This window comes from Methanobacterium formicicum DSM 3637, from assembly GCF_000302455.1.
Lineage (GTDB): Archaea > Methanobacteriota > Methanobacteria > Methanobacteriales > Methanobacteriaceae > Methanobacterium > Methanobacterium formicicum_A.
In genome coordinates, this window is sequence record NZ_AMPO01000009.1 from 72,501 (window position 1) to 92,754 (window position 20,254).

Below are 20,254 nucleotides of genomic sequence, written 5' to 3' on the forward strand. Positions count from 1 at the left end.
TGGTAGACACATGACCTGCTTCACCATGGGAGCACACCATGCATTTAATTCTCCTGAAGATGAAATTTACTGGAAAGATGAGACTGTAAAGTACTGCCATGACTTCATAACCCATCTGGGAATAAAAGGAGAAGAGATCACCTTCATTGAATCATGGTGGGAAGGTGGAGGGAACTCCGGACCCTGCTATGAAGTCTGCGTGAGGGGAGTGGAACTGGCTACCCTGGTTTTCATACAGTACCGCACCTTACCTGGAGGGGAAAAGGAAGAAATACCCCTGAAGATAGTGGATACAGGTTATGGTCTGGAAAGGTTTGCCTGGATAAGCCAGGGTACACCCACTGCCTATGATGCATCATTTGGACCAGTTATAAAAGAACTTCAGGAAATGGCCAGTGTTGAGCTTAACCATCATATCCTGGGTGAAAACGCCCAGGTAGCAGGGATGATGGACATTGAAGACATTGCTGATTTGAAAGTGCTGCGCAGCAGGGTGGCAGAGAGATTGGGAATCACCGTGGAAGAGTTGAAAGAAGCCACCGAACCAATGGAAGCTATTTACGTTATTGCTGATCACACCCGATGCCTGGCATTTATGCTGGCGGATGGTGTTATACCCTCCAATGTTAAGGAAGGTTATTTAGCTCGTTTAATCCTCCGCCGAACAATACGCTTCATAAAAAAATTAGGACTTAGGGAATCACTGGGAAACATCATGAACATCCAGTTGAACTTCCTCTCCCAGACCTATCCTGAGATCCGCAACCACCAGGAGCACATTTTACGGGTAATTGAACTGGAAGAGAAACGTTACAGTAAAACCATTCGAAAAGGACATCAGATGGTTAAAAAAAGTATCAAATACTTGAAAAAGGATAAGAAGGATGAAATGCCCCTGGACATGCTAATTAAACTCTACGATTCCCAGGGACTGCCTCCAGAAACTGTGGAAGAAGTGGCCCGGGAACTGGACTTCGCAGTGAATGTACCGGATAACTTCTACACCTTGGTGGCAGCCGAACACTCAGAGGAAGCTGTGGAAGAAAAAGCACCAGTTGAACTGGACTTCCCGGAAACCAGTCTCATGTTCTACGATGACCCACAGCAAACAGAATTCACAGCCCGGTACCTGGGAACGTACCAGAACAACATCATACTGGATCAGACCATATTCTACCCCGAAGGAGGGGGACAACCATCTGATACAGGTTACCTGGATACAGGGGAAGAAAAAATCAGGGTCCTGCATGCTGAAAAGCTGAATGGAATTGTCTTACACCGGGTGGAAGAGGATAAACTGGAAAAACTCAAACACCGCACCGGGTCAACCCTTAAAGGAAAAATTGATTGGGACCGTAGAATTGCATTGGCCCGTAACCACACCGCAACTCACCTTCTGGTGGCAGCAGCCCGTAAAGTTCTGGGAGACCACATCTGGCAGGCAGGAGCACAAAAAGGTGTTAAAAAGTCCAGAATAGACCTTTCACATTACCAACGTATCAGTGAAGAAGAACTCCACCAGATCGAACTCATAGCCAACCAGTGGGTGATGGATAACATTCCCCTCGAGACCCAGTGGATGGACCGTACCGATGCTGAGAAAAAATATGGATTTATACTGTACCAGGGCGGAGTGGTACCCGGAACAAGTATCAGGGTAGTTCAGATCCCTGGTGTGGATGTGCAGGCCTGTGCAGGTACACACTGCAAATATACAGGACAGATCGGGCTGGTGAAAGTCAACAGGACCGAAAGGATTCAGGATGGAGTCGAACGCCTGGAGTTTTCTGCTGGTGTTGCAGCAGTAGAATCAATGCAAAATAATGATGCACTCCTTCATGAAAGTGCTGCTGTGTTTAAAGTAGAAGCAAATCAGCTTCCCAAGACCAGTGAAAGATTCTTCACTGAATGGAAGGCCTTTAAGAATGATATTAAACGTTTGCAAAAGCAGGTTGCTGAGCTTAAAACAGAATCCCTAATTAACCAGACCGAAGAAATCAATTCCTTATCCTTTTTATCAGATAAAGTGGATGCAGATATTGGTGAACTGGTTAAAATGGTCACCCAGCTCACCGATGATGGAGGAGTGGATCTGGTCGTTCTGGGTAACTCGGAAGGGAAAATTGCCGGTGCGGCATCCAAAAAGGCCATAGATAAGGGAATTAAAATCAATGAGATCATCAAGGAAGCTGCTGCTATTATGGGCGGTGGCGGTGGTGGAAGACCTAACCTGGCCCAGGGAGCAGGAAAAAATGGAGAGAAAATTTCTGAAGCCATTGAATCTGTACGAACTGCTGTGAAGGATAGGCTGGCCCAGAAAAATCTTAATGGATTTTAAGGAAATGAACTAAAACGTTGCTAAATCCATTAAAAGTTATTGAATCCATAAACGTTGTTGAATTTATTAAACGTTATAAAATTCAACAAATCAACTTTAAGGTGTTTTACTGGAATTTTACAGGTGAATTTAATTGAAAAAAAGCATTCCCGATATAAACCAGAAGATCAAAAATGGTGAAGCCACCATCCTCACTGCCGAGGAAGTAACCCGTCTGGTTATGGATGGTGAAGAACCTACAGTGGAAGACGTTGACGTGGTAACCACCGGTACCTGTGGTATCATGTCCGGAACTGCAGCCATATTCCACTTACCAGTTGCAGAACCCGGGTCATTTAAGAAATCCAGGAAAATCACATTAAATGGTGTTCCAGGATTTCCTGGACCATGCCCCAACGAATGGTTGGGTTCTGTGGATCTCATGGTTTACGGAACTTCCCACAGTATCACCGACCCACAGTATGGTGGGGGATTCCTGTTTAAGGACCTTCTCCGTGGCGAAGAAATTGAAATAGATGTAGAAGACATAGATGGAAATATCCTGAAATCATCTGCCACTTTGGATGATTTTGGAACCGCACAAATGATTGGAACTAGATTTGCCTTTAAAAATTATACTGCATTTATAAATCCCACTTCCCAACCAGTTTCATCCATATTTAACGCAGTGGACATGGATGGGCCTTTTAAGGGGATTTCATTCTCGGGTTGTGGTGAGCTCAACCCACTTCAGAACGATCCCCAACTCAATTCAATTCAGAAGGGAACTCGTTTGCTTATAAATAACTCTGAAGGATTGTTCATTGGCCCCGGGACCCGTAGCAGTCCTGAAAAACCGAACATGATGATAACTGCGGATATGAAGGATATGGATCCCCATTACCTGGGTGGTTTCCGTACTGGTGCCGGGCCAGAGGTTTATAACAGTGTGGCCACCGCCATACCCATCCTTGATGATGAAATTCTCAGGAAAACCTTCATCAAAAATGAAGACATTCGTCTGCCAGTTGCAGATATCAGGGGCCGTCACAGTGTCCTGAGCCAGACCACCTACCAAGTGTGGAGGAATGTTGATGAACGTCCAACTTATGAAAAAGAATTATGTCAAAACTGCCAGACCTGCATGGTTGAGGAAAGATGCCCCACCAGGGCATTCCAGAATCAAACCTTAAATCCAGTTCGATGTTTTGGTTGTGGAATGTGCGCCTATTCCTGCCCATTTGGAACATTCCAGATGGAACGGGGGCAGGTCCAGATAGACTGGGAAGGAAAGGTAAAAGAGTTAGAAGTAAGTTGCCGCCAGTCCGATATTAAACGAGCCCGTGAACTAGCCAGAGAACTTAAAAACAGGATTGAAAGAGGAGAATTTTTACTGAACAACAACCTTTAATTAATTCCATCCTCTTTTTCTCTTATTTTACCTATTTTATTCCCCTGTCTTATAATTCTCATCAGATATTCCTTAATTAATGCGTATTATCCTAATTTGTATCTAGATCATTGTCTTGATCATTTCAGAGTATTCGGATCATTTTTCAATTATCCAGATCATCATTCAAGTAAATCATTATCCAATCGATGCTATATTTTGGAGTATTTCATCAGTTAAGGAATCCCTATTCTTTAAGTTTATATCAAAAATCATTGCATCTTCCCTATTTTTTACCTTTAAAATAAATGGGTGCTTGGATCGCTGATGAATGATTGCAATGACTATTTTCTTGCTTTCCATTACTTCCCATACTGTTTGGGAAAAAGAACTACTGGTAAGTTCCATTGGAGCAATTTCATCAATGAAAATGTAATCGGATGTTTTAAGGGCATTTCGAAGGGCTAAAACTCCAATTTGATTGATATCATCTAAATTAACCCTATATTTACCCACACTTGGACCTTTGATGTTATGTGTGCTTGCCAGTAGCCCTTTCTGTTTGGAAGCTATGTCAATGATCTCAAAACCAGTTCGCCGACCCCCTTCTCTTATTTCTGGACAGTACATTCCCCCAGTAGAATAGCCCATATCCTTAATTTTCTTTTTAATTTTGTTTAATAGAGTGGTTTTACCAACACCAGGCGGACCAGTTATTAAAATGTTCATAACCCACAATCCATTGTTTATGGTTTAGTACTATTCTATCCTATCTTATTCTATCATATTCTATTTTCTTATTTCCTATTCTACGATTCCCACCATATAATTTCCTATTCTCTGATTTCACTCTGTAATTTCATTTTAAAAAAAAACATAATGAGACAATCTCTTCTAAAAATAGGAAAGGAATAAAAATGTTATATAATCTTCTGGATTTTGGTTGAAAAGAAAATGAATCCCATTACCAGACCCATAAGCAAAGCCAATATCAAAAATAGAATAACAGTTCTCCATATGGAACTCTTTTTTTCCTCAGTCCCATAATATGCATCCAGATCATATCCTCTTCTCACTGGCTTACCCTTTTTATGGTAATTTTCCTGATTATAATTCCGTTTATAACCTTTACTTTTATTATATCCCTTATCATAACCCCTATCCCCATCATATTTATTATAACTCTTCTTTTTATCATATCTTTTATCGTATTTATTGTGACCCCTTTCTGGATCACGACCCCCACTATACCTTTTATTATCATCATAATCTTGATGGTGAGATTCATCTTTATACTGATCATAACTACCTTTTTTATCATAGTCATGACTATAACCAGTATCTTGATTATTTATTTCATTATCATCCTTAGTTTGAGTATAATCTTCATAGGGATCTTTATTATAATCATCCCAATTTTGATATGGTTCTTTTTGATTTGTGTCCGATGAAAGGTTTTCTTCTTCCAAGTAATATGGTTCTGCTGAGCTTTCATCGTTTTGCAGGTATTCTCCCCTTAGATACTTATTTTTCAGAGGTTTATTCCCAGAATTATATACTTCCTTACCACAGTTAGGACAGTAACTCTTCCCCTTCCCTATTCGAGCACCACAATTTTCACATATCATCCTTAACCTCGTTTAAATATTCCAAATATGTTGAAGTGTTGAATTGCGATTTTCAATTGGGTTTTATTGTACAAATATAAACCATTATATTCAATTTCATAGGATTTGTGATTATTATTTTAGCTAAACATACATAAATCCTTTTCCAGTGGAAATAAAAAGAAGAGAATAGGAAAAATTGTTCAATTAAAGAATTTAAGATAATGTATTCTTGTAGATGTGTATCTGGTTATTCTTTTTAAAAAACTTCCATGCCACAAACCATTTAATAAGATTAACCAACAAATATTATAATTACAAAGGGGGGATCTTAATGGATAATGACAAGAGAAGAGAGATTATTGCCCAGTCACCAATAACCTTTGAGGGGTTGAGAAAACTCAACATAGGAGCAGGTTCATTGCACCTTATACAGGGGTTGATCATGATCGCTTTAGGTTTGTGGTTGACCTGGACCCAGAATATCTACACTTTTTATCTTAAATTTAAAATAATATCACTTTCACCTCCGGCTTTTCAGATTGCACCGGATCCAACTGTTGCATTCACAGTTGGTTATTTAGGAGTGATACTTGCTTCGTTTTTGTTAATTTCAGCCATTGCCCACTTTACAATTGCCTTTGTAAAGACTAAAAATTACAATGAAAACCTGAAAAAGGGAATGAACCCCTACCGGTGGTATGAATACTTTTTCTCCAGCTCTATCATGCTGGTAATAATCGCCACCTTCGTGGGAGTATGGGATCTATGGTCACTGGTAATGATCTTCGTCCTGAATGCCGTGATGATCATGTGCGGCTTTTTAATGGAAAAGATCAACTTTTACACCAAAGCAACTGACTGGTCCGCATATCTAATAGGAGCTCTAGCAGGATTTACACCCTGGGTAGTGTTGGCTGCATATTTCATTGCTGCACTGGGTTCAACCGAAACTAATCCACCCACATTTGTCTATGCCATCCTGTTAATCTACTTCATCATGTTCAACACATTCTCAATTAACATGGTCTTGCAGTACAAGGGTGTGGGGAAATGGAAGGACTATCTCTACGGTGAAAGGGTTTATATCATTCTCAGCCTGATTGCCAAAACTGCCCTGGCCTGGTTGGCATTTATTGGTATATTCGCACCCTAAAAAAGAGTAAAAAGATGTTATAACACTTTGGTACCCGTTTCTAGAGAGAGTTGAAATCAAGAGAAGATTGGAAATCAAGAGAGGGTTCAAAATCAAATATTTTTATACAAGACTAAATAAATGGATGGGCTTTGTATGGAAATTCTAAAATCAAAAAAGAAACTACTCCTGATAATAATTTTAGCCATAATCCTGATTGGTGCGGCTTATTTTGCTTATTACGTTTCTGATTATTATCATGCGGATACTAGAGCCCTAGCTGCACTTAACTCAACCGAATCTTACACTGTGTTAAACACTGCCGATTCAGTGACATTCACCCCTACTGCTAATTTGAGTACAACTGGAATAATCTTTTATCCCGGAGCTAAGGTACAGCCAGAATCATACTCGGTAATAGCATCCCAGCTGGCTGCAAATGGTTATACTACCATAATTGTGAAAATGCCATTTAACCTGGCATTTTTTGGTGTTAACCGTGCCGATGATGTTATAAAAAATCATCCCGAGATAAGTTCATGGGTAATTGGTGGTCATTCCCTGGGTGGTGTTTTTGCATCGGATTATGCTGTAAACCACCAGGATAAAATAAAAGGAGTAGTATATCTAGCCAGTTACCCTTCAACCAATGCTTCAAATGCCACATTTAAGGCACTTTCAATTAGGGGCTCACTGGATAACTTGACCAAAGCAGAGGACATCTCCAGTAATCTCGATAAATTCCCTAAAAACACCACCTTCATCACCATTCCTGGTGGCAATCACTTCAACTTTGGAGATTATGGTATTCAATCCGGGGATAACAACAGTACCATTACCCGTGAACAGCAGCAGAATCAAACTGTAAATGCCATACTGGAATTTCTTAAAACCATTTGAAGTCTGACCTCAAACCCCTTTGAATTGATTTTTAATGTTTTTAAAATAGAAAATAAAGGGAAATTGAAGGACATAATTAGAAAATAAAATAAAATAAACTAGAATGAAGTAAAAAGGTAAAAAGAAGTAAGGACTAAAAGGACTAAAAGGACAAAAAAGGATTAATAATGAACTAAGGAACTAAATAACTAAAAATGGAATGAAAATGAAATTAAGGTATTACCTTTAAATAATGTTCTTCATTAGTTCCGGCGTTAAACTCGATACTTGCTACCAGTTCCATCCAATCTTCAAATATTTTCCAGAGAACGTCATCTGAAGCATAAATACAGAAAACTGTTTTCTCCTCGTCTTCCATAACCACCCTTTCCACATCAGGGTAATCCCCTTTAATATCATTGAATATTTCATCAGCTGAAACCGGTTTATTTTCTTCAGTTTTTTCCATTAAAATCCCCTAACCTAATTTAACCCATATTGATAACTTATATGTTAAAGCTTCATAGGTAAACTTCCTAACTAACTTCCCTAACTAACTTCTATCATTTACTGCCCACAACACGCAAACTGGACACATTTATAGGAGGTACGATAAAAGGCCCGAGTTGGCGGGTTTTTTCGGAAGCGGCCTTTGAGTCTTTCAGTATGGAGAATATATTACCTGATAACATTGCATTCTTAACAGGATAAGCGATTTCTCCTTTCTCAATTTTAAAAGCGTTCATCCCTTCCACAGAGAAATCTCCAGATATGGGGTTGGCTGTGTGTGCCCCCAGAACATCGTTTACTAAAAGACCCTCTTTGATTTCTGAAAGTTCTTCAAAATCTTTATAATCCAGGATGAGGTTTGATAAACTCACCGCAGGCATGTCATTGAATGAAGCACGCATTCCATTACCAGTACTTACCACATTCCCCTTGTTAGCTGTTTGAATATCGTATAAAAAGTTCTTGAGAACTCCATTCTCTATTATGGTTGTTTTCTGACTGGGTGTTCCCTCACCATCACCATGAGAAGAGTAAAGGCCCCCTTTGATTGTCCCATCATCGTAGATGCTCAGGGAAGGTGATGAAACCTCGTTATCTATTTTATCAGCATAGATTGACCGGCCTCTTTGAACGTTATCCCCATTGATGGCCTGGGAAAAAGTGGAAAGTAAACTTGCGGTGGCATGATGATCCATTAAAACATTCATGTCACCGGTTTCAATTGTCCTACCACCCCTTGAATTTAAAGCAATTTCACAGGCTCTATTGGCAATCTTTTCTGGATCTATGTCCAGATTTCGGGATGAATCTGATTCACTGGCCGTGGAAACACCTTCACCATCAGCGACATTCACTGCTATAAATCCTGAGAAGTAGGTGGAGATATCTTCACAACTTACACCTTCTGAGTTGATGATCAGTGTTTTAGAGCAGTCTGCTGAGACACCACCTGAGGTTGGCTGGCAAGAATTCTCCAGAACTGTGGCTATCATGGATTTTCCTAATTCAATGGTGTCTTCCAGTTCCAGATTGTTGATTCTTTTATCAAAAACACCATTAATTGTGGGGTAATCTGATTTAGATGCGAATGCAAAGTTTTCATCAACCAAATTGGCTTGGGCATTGGAAATTGCCTTGGCCACTGTTTCGGTTATTTTTTCAGTCTGTGTGGTATATGCAAAACCCATTTTACCATCACAGATGACCCGGATACCCATACCCAGCGAGTATGATTCCTTGGCAAAGTCCACCTGGTCATTCTGAATGGTGGCATCCACACTCTCTGTAATATCAACATATATCTCTGCCTGATCAGCACCCTTAATGGCATAATCCAACGCTTGGTTAGCTAAATCGTTTATCATAATACAAACCTCTCTAACGCTTCTTTAACTCCATCCCCATATGGTTTTTGAGTCACATAATCTGCACTTGCTTTAAGTTCAGGGGCTGCATTGGCCACTGCTACCTTTAACCCGGCAACTTTTAAAAATTCCAGATCATTTTCACTGTCTCCCACTGCCAATATTTCTTCTGGCAGAATACCCATATCCCCAGCCACACGAACCAGTGAGGTACCCTTGTCCACTGCAGGATCGGTGATGTGCAGTGCAAACTTGGTATCGTAAATTTTCACATCAAAATCCTTCAGAGTATCTTTAATCAAATTCACGGGAAGGGTTCTGTAAAATGCAATTTCTGAAACCCTCTGATCTGAAAAATCCACTTTTTCGATGGGTTGTTTGGTTTTTAAAAATTCATAAGCCTCTTGACACTTTTGAATATCTCCAAGTACCATTCTACCCCGGGATGATTCTATAACTCCCCCATTTTCAGCCACCAGACCACCGGAAGTCCCTATAAATATAGAAAGAGTCTTGGTGACCGGGAGAATGTTACCTGTAACTATGATAACTGGTATGCCAAGTTCTTCTGCTGCACGGATTGATTCAATGGCACTGCAGCATAATCTTCTCTTACCATCGGTTATGGTTCCATCAACATCTACTGCTACTGCTTTGATCAAGTTACTTCACCAGATCTTTCCCAATTGTCCTTTGATTTTCAGATTGTCATTTAATTGTTATAAAGTGCCATTGGATTTTAAAATGAACCGTATCTATGGGCTATATTACAGGTTCCTTCCTTACTAACCATACATGCCCCAATAGGGTTAGTAGGGTTACATTCCTTCCTGAAAAGTTTACAGTCTTCAGGACGGGCCATTCCTCGGAGTATGGCTCCACAGATACAACCACTGACCACTTCAGGGATATTACCTACTTCAATGTCGAACTTCTCCCTGGCATTTGAATCACTGAATTCATCTTTTATTTCCATAACTGAATCAGGTATAGGTGGGAAACCCCTCCATTCCTTGGTGGTTATGTAAAAAACATCTTCAAGAAGTTTTTGAGCTTTTAAATTTCCTTCTTCCCGGACTGCTCGTTTATATTCGTTCTGAACCATGGCCTTACCTTCATGAAGCTGTTTTAAAATTAAGTAAACTGCTATTAAAACATCCATCGGATTGAAACCCGTTACGACCTGAGGTATTCCATATTTCTCTGAAAAAATATCATAGGGGCGATTTCCGATGATGGTTGAAACATGCCCCGGCTCTATAAGGGCATTGAGATTCACTTCACCGGATTCTATTAAAAATTTGAGTGCTGGAGGTATCATTCGGTGACAGGAGAGGACTGAGAAGTTTTCTGGTGGACCTGCAACTATTTCTGCAGCGGTGGTGGGGGCTGTGGTTTCAAATCCTGCAGCCATAAAAACCACTTCATTATCAATTTTTTGAGCTAATTCCACTGCGTTATTTACCCCATACACTATCCTTACATCTGCTCCTTCTGCTTTTGCATCGGCCAGGGATCCCGATCCACCCGGGACCCGTAACATGTCCCCGAAGGTGGCTATGGTTACTCCCTGTTTAGCCAGTTGGAGACATTCTTCCACTTCACGTGCTGGTACACAGCAAACTGGACATCCGGGTCCGGCTACCACTTCCACCTCTGGAGGTAACAGGGTTCTTATACCGTGCTGCATTATGGTATGTTCGTGTGATCCACAGACGTGCATTATCTTTACTGGTTGGGCAATGTTTTCAATGCGTTTTACAATTTCCTTGGAGAGATCTTTCATTGAGCTCATGTTGACACCTAAATACTCTGATACTGACCTTTTACGAGTTTGTGTATACATCCATTAAAATTTGGTTAATGATTTTTATGTTAATGAATTTAATAAGATATCTTAATGGATTATAAGATATCTTACTGACTATTTTTTATCATTCAATTGTTTCCCAGTTATGCTGTTTTAAATTATAGTCTGTTGAAATGTAGTCTAGTTTGAAATATAGTCTAAATATTGTTATATGGTTATGGGAAGTATTACAATTAAAATTTTAGTATGTGATCAGGAGTTACAAATTATAGAGTGGGAATACTACACATCTAGCGACAACATCCCATTCTTATCGGGTTTAATGGTTTATTTTCTAAAATTAAAGATTTAAATGAACTATCATTCCAATAAAAATTAATATCTGACCTTAAATAACCTTTTACTCCATTGAAATAAATATTCAAAAGGTATGGGGAGTACTAGAGTTATAGTTATATATGTAAAGTGTCAACTTATTCTTAGGCATACAATAAATGATGCCCTTTTAGAAAATTAGGTAATGGTCGTTAAAATGAATGCTGCTGTGGTTGGGCTGGGCGTAGAAGGTGTTAATGCCGTTGAATCTCTCCTTAATCATGATTATGAAGTTTATGCTTCTGATATTAACCGCGATGTTGAATTAAACTCCAATAAATCTTTGGAAGTAGATCTGGGATTTCATGATTTTTCAAAAATAGAAAGAGCAGACACAGTTGTTTTAAGCCCAGGATTATGGAATAACCCTATTTTTCAAAAATTAAAGTCTGATAAAAAACTTTTATCAGATATTATTACTTCTCATCGCTCATTATTTACCATAGGAGTTACTGGCACCAATGGTAAAACAACCACCACTATGATGATTGCCAGTATACTGAAAAAGGCGGGTATGAAAGTACTCATTGGTGGAAATGCAGGGGGAGGTTTTAAGGGTTATACTGAAGTTATTTTAGAAGCTGCATCAGGTAATTATGATATTCTTCTGGTAGAAGTCTGCGATATGACTCTGGACTTTTGCAGTTATAATTTTGACTTTGACCTGATTGTAGTGACAAATGTTGGTAGAGATCATCTTGAATTTCACCAGTCAATTGAAAACTACCTAAAAACCCTGGGAAATTTCGTGAAAGACAAGAAAGTTGTTTTAAACAGGACCACAGGAAGTTTAGGACCTTTAAGTGAGAAAGCATCTGAAACTCATTTTTTCACCAAAATTCCATATGAATTAAACTTATTCGGTGATTTCAATCGAGAAAATGCAGGTGCAGCATCCAAAACTGCCGAAATAGTGGGAGTTCCTGATGAAACCATTACAACTGCTCTTAAAAAGTTCAGTGTTTTGCCAGGACGGGCTACCATTATCGATCTCCCCCATTCCAGGATAGTGGTGGGTAAAACTGATAACGCCGATGCTACAGCAGCTGTACTTAATGAAGCAGACTTTCCAGTTATAATCCTTGGAACACCACGTAAAGGCGAAGTATGTCGTTTAGAAATTTTCAGAGAAGCTTCAAAGACCAATTCAAAGATCATTGCTATTTTCCCAGGACTGGATGACACCCTCGACGATGCTCGTAAGGTGCTGATGGAAGAAAAATACCCCGGAAGAATCCATAATTTAAGTAATGTGGATGATGTGGTTCAATTCGCAATTAACTGCTCCGAAAAATACAATAACATATTCATCGGCGGTAATGGACAACGAAAGATTATAGAAATAACTGAAAGTCTGAAGGAAGCCCTTTCAGCAAAATAGAATTAAATTATATCGTAATGATAATGATAATTAATATCACAGTGATGATCCCATTACTGGAGGATTAAAAAATGCGCAGATCTTTATTGAATCCTATACTGGCCTTTGGTGCTCTGATAATATTGATAATTGGTATTTCTTATGTTGGCAATACCATTGAAGGTTATGTTCCTCCACAAAAGCCACAAGAAATCACTTCAATATCCATTGGAGACACAGTTACCACGGGTATGGATGTAGTTGATGATTCTAAAATCAGGAAAGTGGCCTTTTTATATCACCCAGATTATTTAAATGAACTATTCCAGACCGGGAACTATTTACAAGCCATAACTGGACTCTTAACTGGATCAATAGAAACACCTGTTTCTGAATTTATTGGTGCCAACATATCACCCCAGGGAATAGCCCAGGGATTTGAAGGTCCTGGTTTTTTAAGTGTTCAGGGCCAGCAACTGGTGGTTACTGCGCCACAAACATTTGTATGGGGTTATAAAACCACTTATACCGTGGGAATCAAGACTTCAAATGGTTTAGAAATCAGAACAGGTGGAAAAAACGGTAAAGTAGTGAATGTAATCTCAGAATCAGATATAAACAATAATACTGTTCCCCATGATTATGTTAGTGTTAGCACCACCAAGAAATGGTATAGCAACGCAGATACAGGGGACTATATTATCATGGATTATTCCCTGAATGGGTTCAACGATGGACGTAACCCAATCACACCGGATAATATAAAGAAATTCTTCGGACAGAGTGTAGTGGATTACATGGAAAATTATCCATCTGGTTCCCCAATAATGGCATATAGTGGTTCTCAAAGTGAAACTACAGTTGCCAGTTACTCCGAATCGCTAGGATCTTACCCTGAGTATGGTGATGCTGCCCGTTCTTACAATGCCAAGCAATTCGCAACAGGATGGAACGGTACAATAATACCTCCAAAAACTTCATCCAGTGGAAAACTCAATATAGGCTACCAGCCAATCGCTGATCCAAACGCCACCAGTACTGGAGGGTATGCAACCCACGGAGTCTGTCCCGCAGGCAGATCACTACGTGGCGCAGTTACATCACTGGGCCTCGGATTACCCAGTGGTATGGCCTGGGGTGAACTGTCAGTTCCATATGGTGTCAGCCCCACCGAAGGAATTAAAATTTATAACAGCCAGAATTATCCTATAAAGATTTTAATGTGGACAGAAGGAAGTGATTCCAGTACTGTTATTTACACCAGAATAGTTAAACTTGGTTAAATTTAAACCCAATTAGATTAGTTAAACCCAATTAGATTAAACTCAGTTTGGGTAGGGTTAATTTAACCTAGTTTATTCCTTTTTAACCTTTATTTCACATTGAGTACAGGAGACTTTCCATGAAAGGAGTATCATGCATTATAACTGCAGCCGGCAAAAACAGACGAATGAGGGAGGACCTTCAAAGTAGGGGAATGGAGATAAAGCATAAATTACTTCTTGAGATCAAAGATGAAGCTTTAATAAGTTTCACAGTTAAAAAGGCCTTACAAACAGGGGCAGATGAATGTATCGTTGTTTTAGGTCATTTCATGGATGAATTGTATCCTACATTGAATGAAATACACGATTCACGACTGCGTATCATTGAAAACTTGGACGTGAATGTGGAATTATCCCAGACAGTTCTAAATGGAGTGGTTAACTCCAGATACGATTACTGTTTGTGTCTGGCAGGGGACCAGCCCACAGTAACCCAAAAAACTATGGAAAATCTCATCAATCAACTTTTAAACAGCTCGGAACCTGAGAATACGATTTCCATCCTGGCTCGTGGGAAAACAGGTTATTTGGATAGTGCTAAGGGTTTGGGAATGCCTTTTGCCTGTCACTCCTCATTATTAAAACGTTACCTTAAGGGTGAAGATGATAACCTGAATCCTATCCTGCGGAGAATGGTAGCAGATGGAGTGGCATTATATGCTGTGCCTGAAGAAAATGAACTGGAACTGGTCAATATAAATAGATATGATGATTATATTTTAGTTCGGGATAGAATTAATGAGTAGTTAAACGTTCAATACCTTAGAATCATTTTATTAAATGATTATTTTATGGAATAAGTGTATTATTAAACAATTTATTTTAATTTATTTTGAATAAAAACCTTTAAAAAAACTAGAATCCATAATAAAACTAGAAATAATAGGGAAAATGTTTTAAGCTCCATTTGTGGAGTTGTTATGTTCACATACGGAGTTTTTCCGTGTTATCGAATCTTTCCCTATTAAAATATTCTTAGTAAAAAATCAATATTTGTTAAATCTTTTCCAGAGCATTAACCACACAGCCAATGTTTTCTCCAGTAAGACCAATTACAACCTCATCTTCTTTTATATCGGAATACTGGCGAGAGCCGCTGCACCCCAGGGTGATGTTGGGTCTGCGACGTAGGAATGGACCCGCAACAGAGTCAGCACATATGGATTGTATGCCTGCAAAGTCCGCTTCCACTCTACCACCCATGGTGTATACAAGAGCTTGTGAGAGTTTCATTGCCTGAGCAGGGTTTCCTATAACTACAATAACATCTGGATCGAAGTTAGCTTTCTCCAATGGAGCATAAGCCAGGGCGTACATTATGGGGTCAATCTTGGGTATGTCTTCCATGGTTTTTCTGGCAGCACCAACACTGGAAAAACGACCCAGCCCATAGTAAAATTCACCGGTCTTTATTTTCTCAGGAGCTTCCATAAGTCCCAGTGCTGCTGCTCCACCTTTACACTGCTGCTCGTTAGATGTTGCATAAAAAATATCCCCACTACTGGCCTTAAAAACAAATTCACAGTGCCTCATATTTTCATCTGATTTAGGTATACCTTCGGGAATGTCTTTCTCATCTAAAATGAATTTAATGGCAACTGGAGATCTTTTAAGGCCCAGATTCTCAATTAATTTCTGTGATATTAAATAATATTCCCCTGATTCGCAACCACACGTATCTTGTTCACTCATAATAGTTCACCTCAAACATAGATTTGAAGGTGCCAACTAAAAATTTTTTCTATATAAAATTCTAACCATGAATTAATTGTCCAGATTATAACAAGAATTAATTGTCCAGATTATAACAAGAATTAATTTGTTTAGATACCAACCTGATAAAATTAAGATAGGAATAACTAATTAAAAACAGAAAATAAGAATAAATAATGAAATGTGGGGAATTAGAATAAAAAACTAAGAATAATGAAAGTTAAATAGTTTTTATTCCTTCTACAATCTCAGAAATCTTTTCTTTGATGTTGGAAGTATTCTCCACCACGGTCCCGGTTACTATGATATCTGCACCAGCTTGAGCTACTTTTTTTGCATCTTCACCAGTTCGTATACCTCCACCAACCAGTACCATGTGGTTGGTGAACATTTTAACCTTCTGAATCATTTCATCAGGAATTATCTGTTCTGCCCCGGAACCTGCTTCCAGATAGAATAATCTCATTCCCAAAAACTCTGCAGCCATGGCATAAGCTGTGGCAATATCTGGTTTGTTACGGGGGATTAATTTAGCATCTCCCACCCATCCTGCAGTTCCACCCGGTTGGACAATCACGTATCCCATGGGGATGGTTTCGATTCCAATCTTTTTAATTTTTGGAGAGCCCAGTGCCTGTGCACCAATAATCCAGTAAGGATTGGTTGAATTGAGTAAGCTCATGAAAAATATGGCATCAGCATAAGTGCTCACCCCGGTGGTGTTACCTGGGAACAGGATGATGGGAACTTCCAGGTTTTCCTGGAGTATTTTTGCAGTTGCGTCCAGATCCTGGGAGTCGGTGGTGGATCCACCCAGCATAATACCATCAGTACCCCCAGCAACCGCTTCTGTAGCAATTTCCAGGGCCTTTTCAGGGTCCTGTTCCTCTGGATCAAGAAGGGTTAGGTGAACCTTCCCCTTCTTCAGGGATTCTCTTAAATATTCTTCAACTTTCATCAAGATCACACCCTAAATTAGTATTAAATGTGTAAAAAACCATGAATATCTCAATCATTTTGAAAATGTATTTAAACACAGTTATTGATTACGTGTGGCTAAACACTCCATGAATGAATAAAATAAATAAAAAAATGGATTTTTACCCCAATTCCGAGAAGAAAAAAATCTCCACAGAATAAGGGGAGAGGAGTATTATCCTCTTGGTTCTTTGGCTTTGAATCTCAAGCCCTTGTATCCACACTTACGACAGGTCTTGGCTGTTGGTGGGTTTCGAGCGTTACATTTGAGACAAATCTTGATCTTGAATATTCTGTTTTCTGCTTCTTCGAATCTAGCCATTATTTAGCCTCCTATGAATTCATTCTGAATATCTACAACTTCCCTGCTACTACGAGCCTGGGAATAAGCCTCTAAGAGCTCATGATTAAGCTCCAGAAAATGAGGTCCCCACTTGAAGTGGGACATAATCTGAATAGCATTATCTTTAAGCCCCACTATATATAAGGTTGCTGCCACAGCCTCAGCAGTGGACAGTATACATGGTTTACCATAGTTGGTGGGATTGGCCGCCACCAGGAAAGGAAGGGAACGGTGGGTCGAAGTGCCCCTGAACATGGCCGATGACTTGTCAATCCGCTTCCATGAGCAATCAAGCCCTACAATACCTTTTTTAACAACTAACTCATGGTCTTCTGGTGACACTGACTTTGTTGAAAAGGGATCCAATACTAAAGCCCCTCGTGGTATCTGGTTAAGACGGCTGACCATCTGGATCTGATTCAACTTGGCCAGTTTACGAGTGGTGCATTTTTTTGGATCGCACTGTTCTGCGTGGTATATAACTACTTTATGAGGCATAGAATCAAAATTTAAAGATTTTAATTGTTATTCAATTGAATTTTTTGGGGTTATTATAATTTCTTATCAGCCAATTTAAGTTAACACTCCACAATAATAACCTTAAATTATCTATTTGAATTTATGGTATTTAGTCTTTTTAGAAAAATTTCAAAATAAAATGTTATTATATAAAAATCCATTATCTCCATTACAAATCCATTAATATAAATATAATTCCATAAATTAATTTTATCATATATTAGATGTTTTCTCGTTCATTGTCCAGTATTCGTGCCATAACCATGCCTGGATTTTTCAGCTCTTCCAGATCATAGTAACGTCCCCCTGCAGCCAGGGCCAGTTCCATATTTATTTCATGACCATAACGCACTGATTGCTCAAAGTTAATTACCAGTGTGTGTATTTCCTTTTCTTTTATTTCCTCAGCAATTTTAAGGGCATCTTTCAAGGGCCCCTCTTCCAGGCCAATATTAGGCATACCATCCGAAAGTACAATGAGTAGTGGTACAAATTCTTCTTTTAATTTCTCCTTTTTAAGAATTTCCAGACCTTTTTTCATCCCTGCCGCCAGTGGAGTTGTTCCTCCCACCTGGATGTTGTCCACCTGCTCACGGAAGGATGTAGCTCTGCTGGTAGTTGGAATAATTATCTCTGCTTCCTGTCCCTTAAATCCAATAACACTTATCCTGTCCTGATGGCGATGTGCATCCTCAATAACAGTGTTTAAAATTCCCTTCAACCGGTTTGCTTTGCGATCAGAGAACATGGACCCACTGATGTCCACCACCATAACAATAGATGCTTTAGCACCATGTTTACGGATTTTATGACGCAAATCTTCACTTTTAACATTAATTTCACCATGAGAACCCAGAGCTGCTGCCCTTAAAGTTGCGTCAATTGCAATATCCCCTGAAGGGTCCTTGGGAAGTTTACTTTTAATATAACGACCTTTTTGAGTTTTTGAATCAATTCGCTTACCGTAAAGACGTTTTTTCTTTTTCCCCTTAATTTTAAGGAGTTTTTTCACGTCAACCTCTTCTTCCTGGGATTCAACAGCCTGTTCATCCTTTTTAAGTGTTTTAAGTTTCATTCCCCTCTTTTTCTGTTCACTTTCTATTTGTTCTGGGGCTTTTTTTTATCATCCCCTTTATTTTCTTCATCAGAAATTTCATTTACAGCATTTTTTATTTGCTTTTTTATTTTATCCTCATCCAATGATTTTTTATGGAACCTTTCCCCCAAAACCAGAGCTGTTGCCTCTTCAACATCAATATATTCAACTTCATGATGTTTATAATATGCTGCCAGTGTTTTTGATGTCTTTAAAATAGCAATATCCGCACGATGACCGTCTACTCCCATATCTACACAGAGTTGAGCTATTACTTTCATCATATCCTGTGAAACCTCAACTTCCTTGAGGAGTTTCCTGGCTTTGATAATATTTTCTAGTATCTGGTTTTGATATTTCTGGAATTCTTCCCGGAAGGTGTTTGGATCTTTCTCAAAGGATTCTCTCCTTTGCATGATCTTAACTCGGTCATCTATATCAAGGATGCTTTGAACCGAAATTTGCAAACCTATCCTATCGGATAACTGCGGTCTGAGCTCTCCTTCAGCTGGATTCATAGTTCCCACCAGTATGAAGTTGGAAGGGTGGACCAGTGAGATGCCCTCACGTTCCACAGTGTTTATTCCATAAGCAGCAGCATCTAATAACACGTCTACCAGGTTGTCATCCAGGAGGTTTATTTCATCAACATACAAAATGTTACGGTTTGCATCGGCAAGTATACCTGGTTCTAATGCTTTCATTCCCTCTTTTAGTGCCTTTTCAATGTTAATTGACCCCACTACCCTGTCTTCAGTGGCGCCTAATGGTAGTTCCACCACCCTCATTTTCTTCTCCTCAACCTGGATCTCTCCGGATTCATCCATCTTACAGGAATCACAGAAAGAGGTTGGATCATCAGGATCACAGTTAAAAGGACACCCTTTAACAACTTTTAATGGAGGTAAAAGATCTGCCAGAGCCCTTACTGCCGTGGTTTTTCCAGTTCCTTTATCACCCTTAATAAGCACCCCACCAATCGATGGGTTGATTGCATTCAATACCAGGGCTTTTTTAACTTTTTCTTGACCAACAATAGCTGAAAATGGGAAAATCAGGTTTTTCAATAGTCTCACCATCGCAATAGAAACATGAATTCCATTAATTAAATTTATGGATTTTTAAAGTGTTTTAAGTGTTATTACTATTATTTTTTATAGAATAAATAGTGTACCATACTGGTTCCAGTAAATCTTTATAGTTATCATCAATTGACATATATTCTGAGAATTACCCGGTTATACACATAAATATCCAGTTTATAATGATAAATATCCACTTATACACATAGATATCCAATTTAGGTGAGTTATCTTGAAAATTTAATTCCAAAAAACTAAATATTATTGATTACATAGAATGTATGGTGATATATAATGTGCACTGTAGGCGGCCCTATGGCTGACATTAAAATGAAAAAACTTAAAACTAAAAAATATCGTTGTTTAGACTGTGATAATGAATTTAAAGGTATTGGAAGAAGAGTTGTTTGCCCTTCCTGCCAGTCAGACAATGTAGAAGAAGTATAATCAT

Annotated in this window: 20 protein-coding genes (1 of these 20 running past the window's edge); 8 read left to right on the forward strand and 12 right to left on the reverse strand. The window is 39.0% G+C overall.

The window, feature by feature from the left end:
- Together alaS and A994_RS09940 are read left to right on the forward strand one after the other, a co-directional pair.
- On the forward strand, nucleotides 1–2,338 hold the 3' portion of the coding sequence (gene alaS, locus A994_RS09935) for an alanine--tRNA ligase (protein WP_048204203.1). The gene continues 398 nt to the left of window position 1, outside the view; the window shows 2,338 of its 2,736 coding nt (coding positions 399–2,736); its start codon lies off the left edge, out of view; it ends in the stop codon at nucleotides 2,336–2,338.
- Between the two features lie 133 nt (nucleotides 2,339–2,471).
- The gene (locus tag A994_RS09940; protein ID WP_004031417.1) at nucleotides 2,472–3,728 is read left to right on the forward strand and encodes a methanogenesis marker 16 metalloprotein; all 1,257 of its coding nucleotides are present in this window, start codon (nucleotides 2,472–2,474) and stop codon (nucleotides 3,726–3,728) included.
- Nucleotides 3,729–3,905: 177 nt separating this feature from the next.
- Here the strand turns inward: A994_RS09940 and A994_RS09945 are convergent, their stop codons facing one another.
- Entirely contained in the window at nucleotides 3,906–4,436 is a 531-nt protein-coding gene (locus A994_RS09945; protein WP_004031419.1) for an NTPase, read from the reverse strand.
- Nucleotides 4,437–4,627: 191 nt separating this feature from the next.
- A complete protein-coding gene (locus A994_RS09950; RefSeq protein WP_004031421.1) occupies nucleotides 4,628–5,335 on the reverse strand; it encodes a zinc ribbon domain-containing protein in 708 nt (235 codons plus the stop codon).
- 313 nt (nucleotides 5,336–5,648) lie between these two features.
- On the opposite strand from A994_RS09950, the gene heR reads away from it, so the two are divergent.
- Nucleotides 5,649–6,470, forward strand: a complete 822-nt coding sequence (gene heR / locus A994_RS09955) for a heliorhodopsin HeR (protein WP_004031422.1) — start codon at nucleotides 5,649–5,651, stop codon at nucleotides 6,468–6,470.
- A 135-nt stretch (nucleotides 6,471–6,605) separates the two neighbouring features.
- Nucleotides 6,606–7,349 (forward strand): alpha/beta hydrolase, encoded by a 744-nt coding sequence (locus A994_RS09960; protein ID WP_004031424.1) that lies wholly within the window; start codon nucleotides 6,606–6,608, stop codon nucleotides 7,347–7,349.
- A 211-nt stretch (nucleotides 7,350–7,560) separates the two neighbouring features.
- Here the strand turns inward: A994_RS09960 and A994_RS09965 are convergent, their stop codons facing one another.
- The 4 genes from A994_RS09965 to hypD form a co-directional block, all read right to left on the reverse strand.
- On the reverse strand, nucleotides 7,561–7,797 hold the full coding sequence (locus A994_RS09965; RefSeq protein WP_004031425.1) for a hypothetical protein: 237 nt from the start codon (nucleotides 7,795–7,797) through the stop codon (nucleotides 7,561–7,563).
- A 94-nt stretch (nucleotides 7,798–7,891) separates the two neighbouring features.
- On the reverse strand, nucleotides 7,892–9,202 hold the full coding sequence (locus A994_RS09970) for a TldD/PmbA family protein (RefSeq protein WP_004031426.1): 1,311 nt from the start codon (nucleotides 9,200–9,202) through the stop codon (nucleotides 7,892–7,894).
- A complete protein-coding gene (locus A994_RS09975; RefSeq protein WP_004031427.1) occupies nucleotides 9,199–9,864 on the reverse strand; it encodes a phosphoglycolate phosphatase in 666 nt (221 codons plus the stop codon). Before A994_RS09975 ends, A994_RS09970 begins: the two co-directional genes overlap by 4 nt.
- A 77-nt stretch (nucleotides 9,865–9,941) precedes the next feature.
- Nucleotides 9,942–11,048 (reverse strand): hydrogenase formation protein HypD, encoded by a 1,107-nt coding sequence (hypD, locus tag A994_RS09980; RefSeq protein WP_081580338.1) that lies wholly within the window; start codon nucleotides 11,046–11,048, stop codon nucleotides 9,942–9,944.
- 484 nt (nucleotides 11,049–11,532) lie between these two features.
- Here hypD and A994_RS09985 point away from each other — a divergent pair, with 484 nt between their 5' ends.
- From A994_RS09985 to A994_RS09995, 3 genes are all read left to right on the forward strand, one after another.
- Entirely contained in the window at nucleotides 11,533–12,768 is a 1,236-nt protein-coding gene (locus A994_RS09985) for a Mur ligase family protein (RefSeq protein ID WP_237739728.1), read from the forward strand.
- 71 nt (nucleotides 12,769–12,839) lie between these two features.
- Nucleotides 12,840–14,030: a hypothetical protein gene (locus A994_RS09990; RefSeq protein WP_004031431.1), complete on the forward strand. Its 1,191-nt coding sequence runs from the start codon at nucleotides 12,840–12,842 to the stop codon at nucleotides 14,028–14,030.
- 119 nt (nucleotides 14,031–14,149) lie between these two features.
- Nucleotides 14,150–14,818: a nucleotidyltransferase family protein gene (locus tag A994_RS09995; RefSeq protein ID WP_004031432.1), complete on the forward strand. Its 669-nt coding sequence runs from the start codon at nucleotides 14,150–14,152 to the stop codon at nucleotides 14,816–14,818.
- Nucleotides 14,819–15,068: 250 nt separating this feature from the next.
- Here A994_RS09995 and A994_RS10000 read toward each other — a convergent pair whose 3' ends face one another.
- From A994_RS10000 to A994_RS13555, 6 genes are all read right to left on the reverse strand, one after another.
- On the reverse strand, nucleotides 15,069–15,764 hold the full coding sequence (locus A994_RS10000; protein ID WP_004031434.1) for a DUF169 domain-containing protein: 696 nt from the start codon (nucleotides 15,762–15,764) through the stop codon (nucleotides 15,069–15,071).
- Between the two features lie 241 nt (nucleotides 15,765–16,005).
- Nucleotides 16,006–16,743: a phosphoglycerol geranylgeranyltransferase gene (locus A994_RS10005; RefSeq protein ID WP_004031436.1), complete on the reverse strand. Its 738-nt coding sequence runs from the start codon at nucleotides 16,741–16,743 to the stop codon at nucleotides 16,006–16,008.
- 195 nt (nucleotides 16,744–16,938) lie between these two features.
- Nucleotides 16,939–17,085 (reverse strand): 50S ribosomal protein L40e, encoded by a 147-nt coding sequence (locus A994_RS10010; protein ID WP_004031438.1) that lies wholly within the window; start codon nucleotides 17,083–17,085, stop codon nucleotides 16,939–16,941.
- Nucleotides 17,086–17,088: 3 nt separating this feature from the next.
- On the reverse strand, nucleotides 17,089–17,604 hold the full coding sequence (locus A994_RS10015) for a DUF367 family protein (RefSeq protein ID WP_004031439.1): 516 nt from the start codon (nucleotides 17,602–17,604) through the stop codon (nucleotides 17,089–17,091).
- Between the two features lie 241 nt (nucleotides 17,605–17,845).
- Nucleotides 17,846–18,700 carry a vWA domain-containing protein gene (locus A994_RS13550; protein WP_004031441.1) on the reverse strand — a complete coding sequence of 285 codons (855 nt, stop codon included), beginning with the start codon at nucleotides 18,698–18,700 and terminating at the stop codon, nucleotides 17,846–17,848.
- 23 nt (nucleotides 18,701–18,723) lie between these two features.
- Nucleotides 18,724–19,797: an ATP-binding protein gene (locus A994_RS13555; RefSeq protein ID WP_237739729.1), complete on the reverse strand. Its 1,074-nt coding sequence runs from the start codon at nucleotides 19,795–19,797 to the stop codon at nucleotides 18,724–18,726.
- Between the two features lie 300 nt (nucleotides 19,798–20,097).
- On the opposite strand from A994_RS13555, the gene A994_RS13410 reads away from it, so the two are divergent.
- Nucleotides 20,098–20,250, forward strand: a complete 153-nt coding sequence (locus A994_RS13410) for a hypothetical protein (RefSeq protein WP_004031444.1) — start codon at nucleotides 20,098–20,100, stop codon at nucleotides 20,248–20,250.
- Nucleotides 20,251–20,254: the final 4 nt, after the last annotated feature.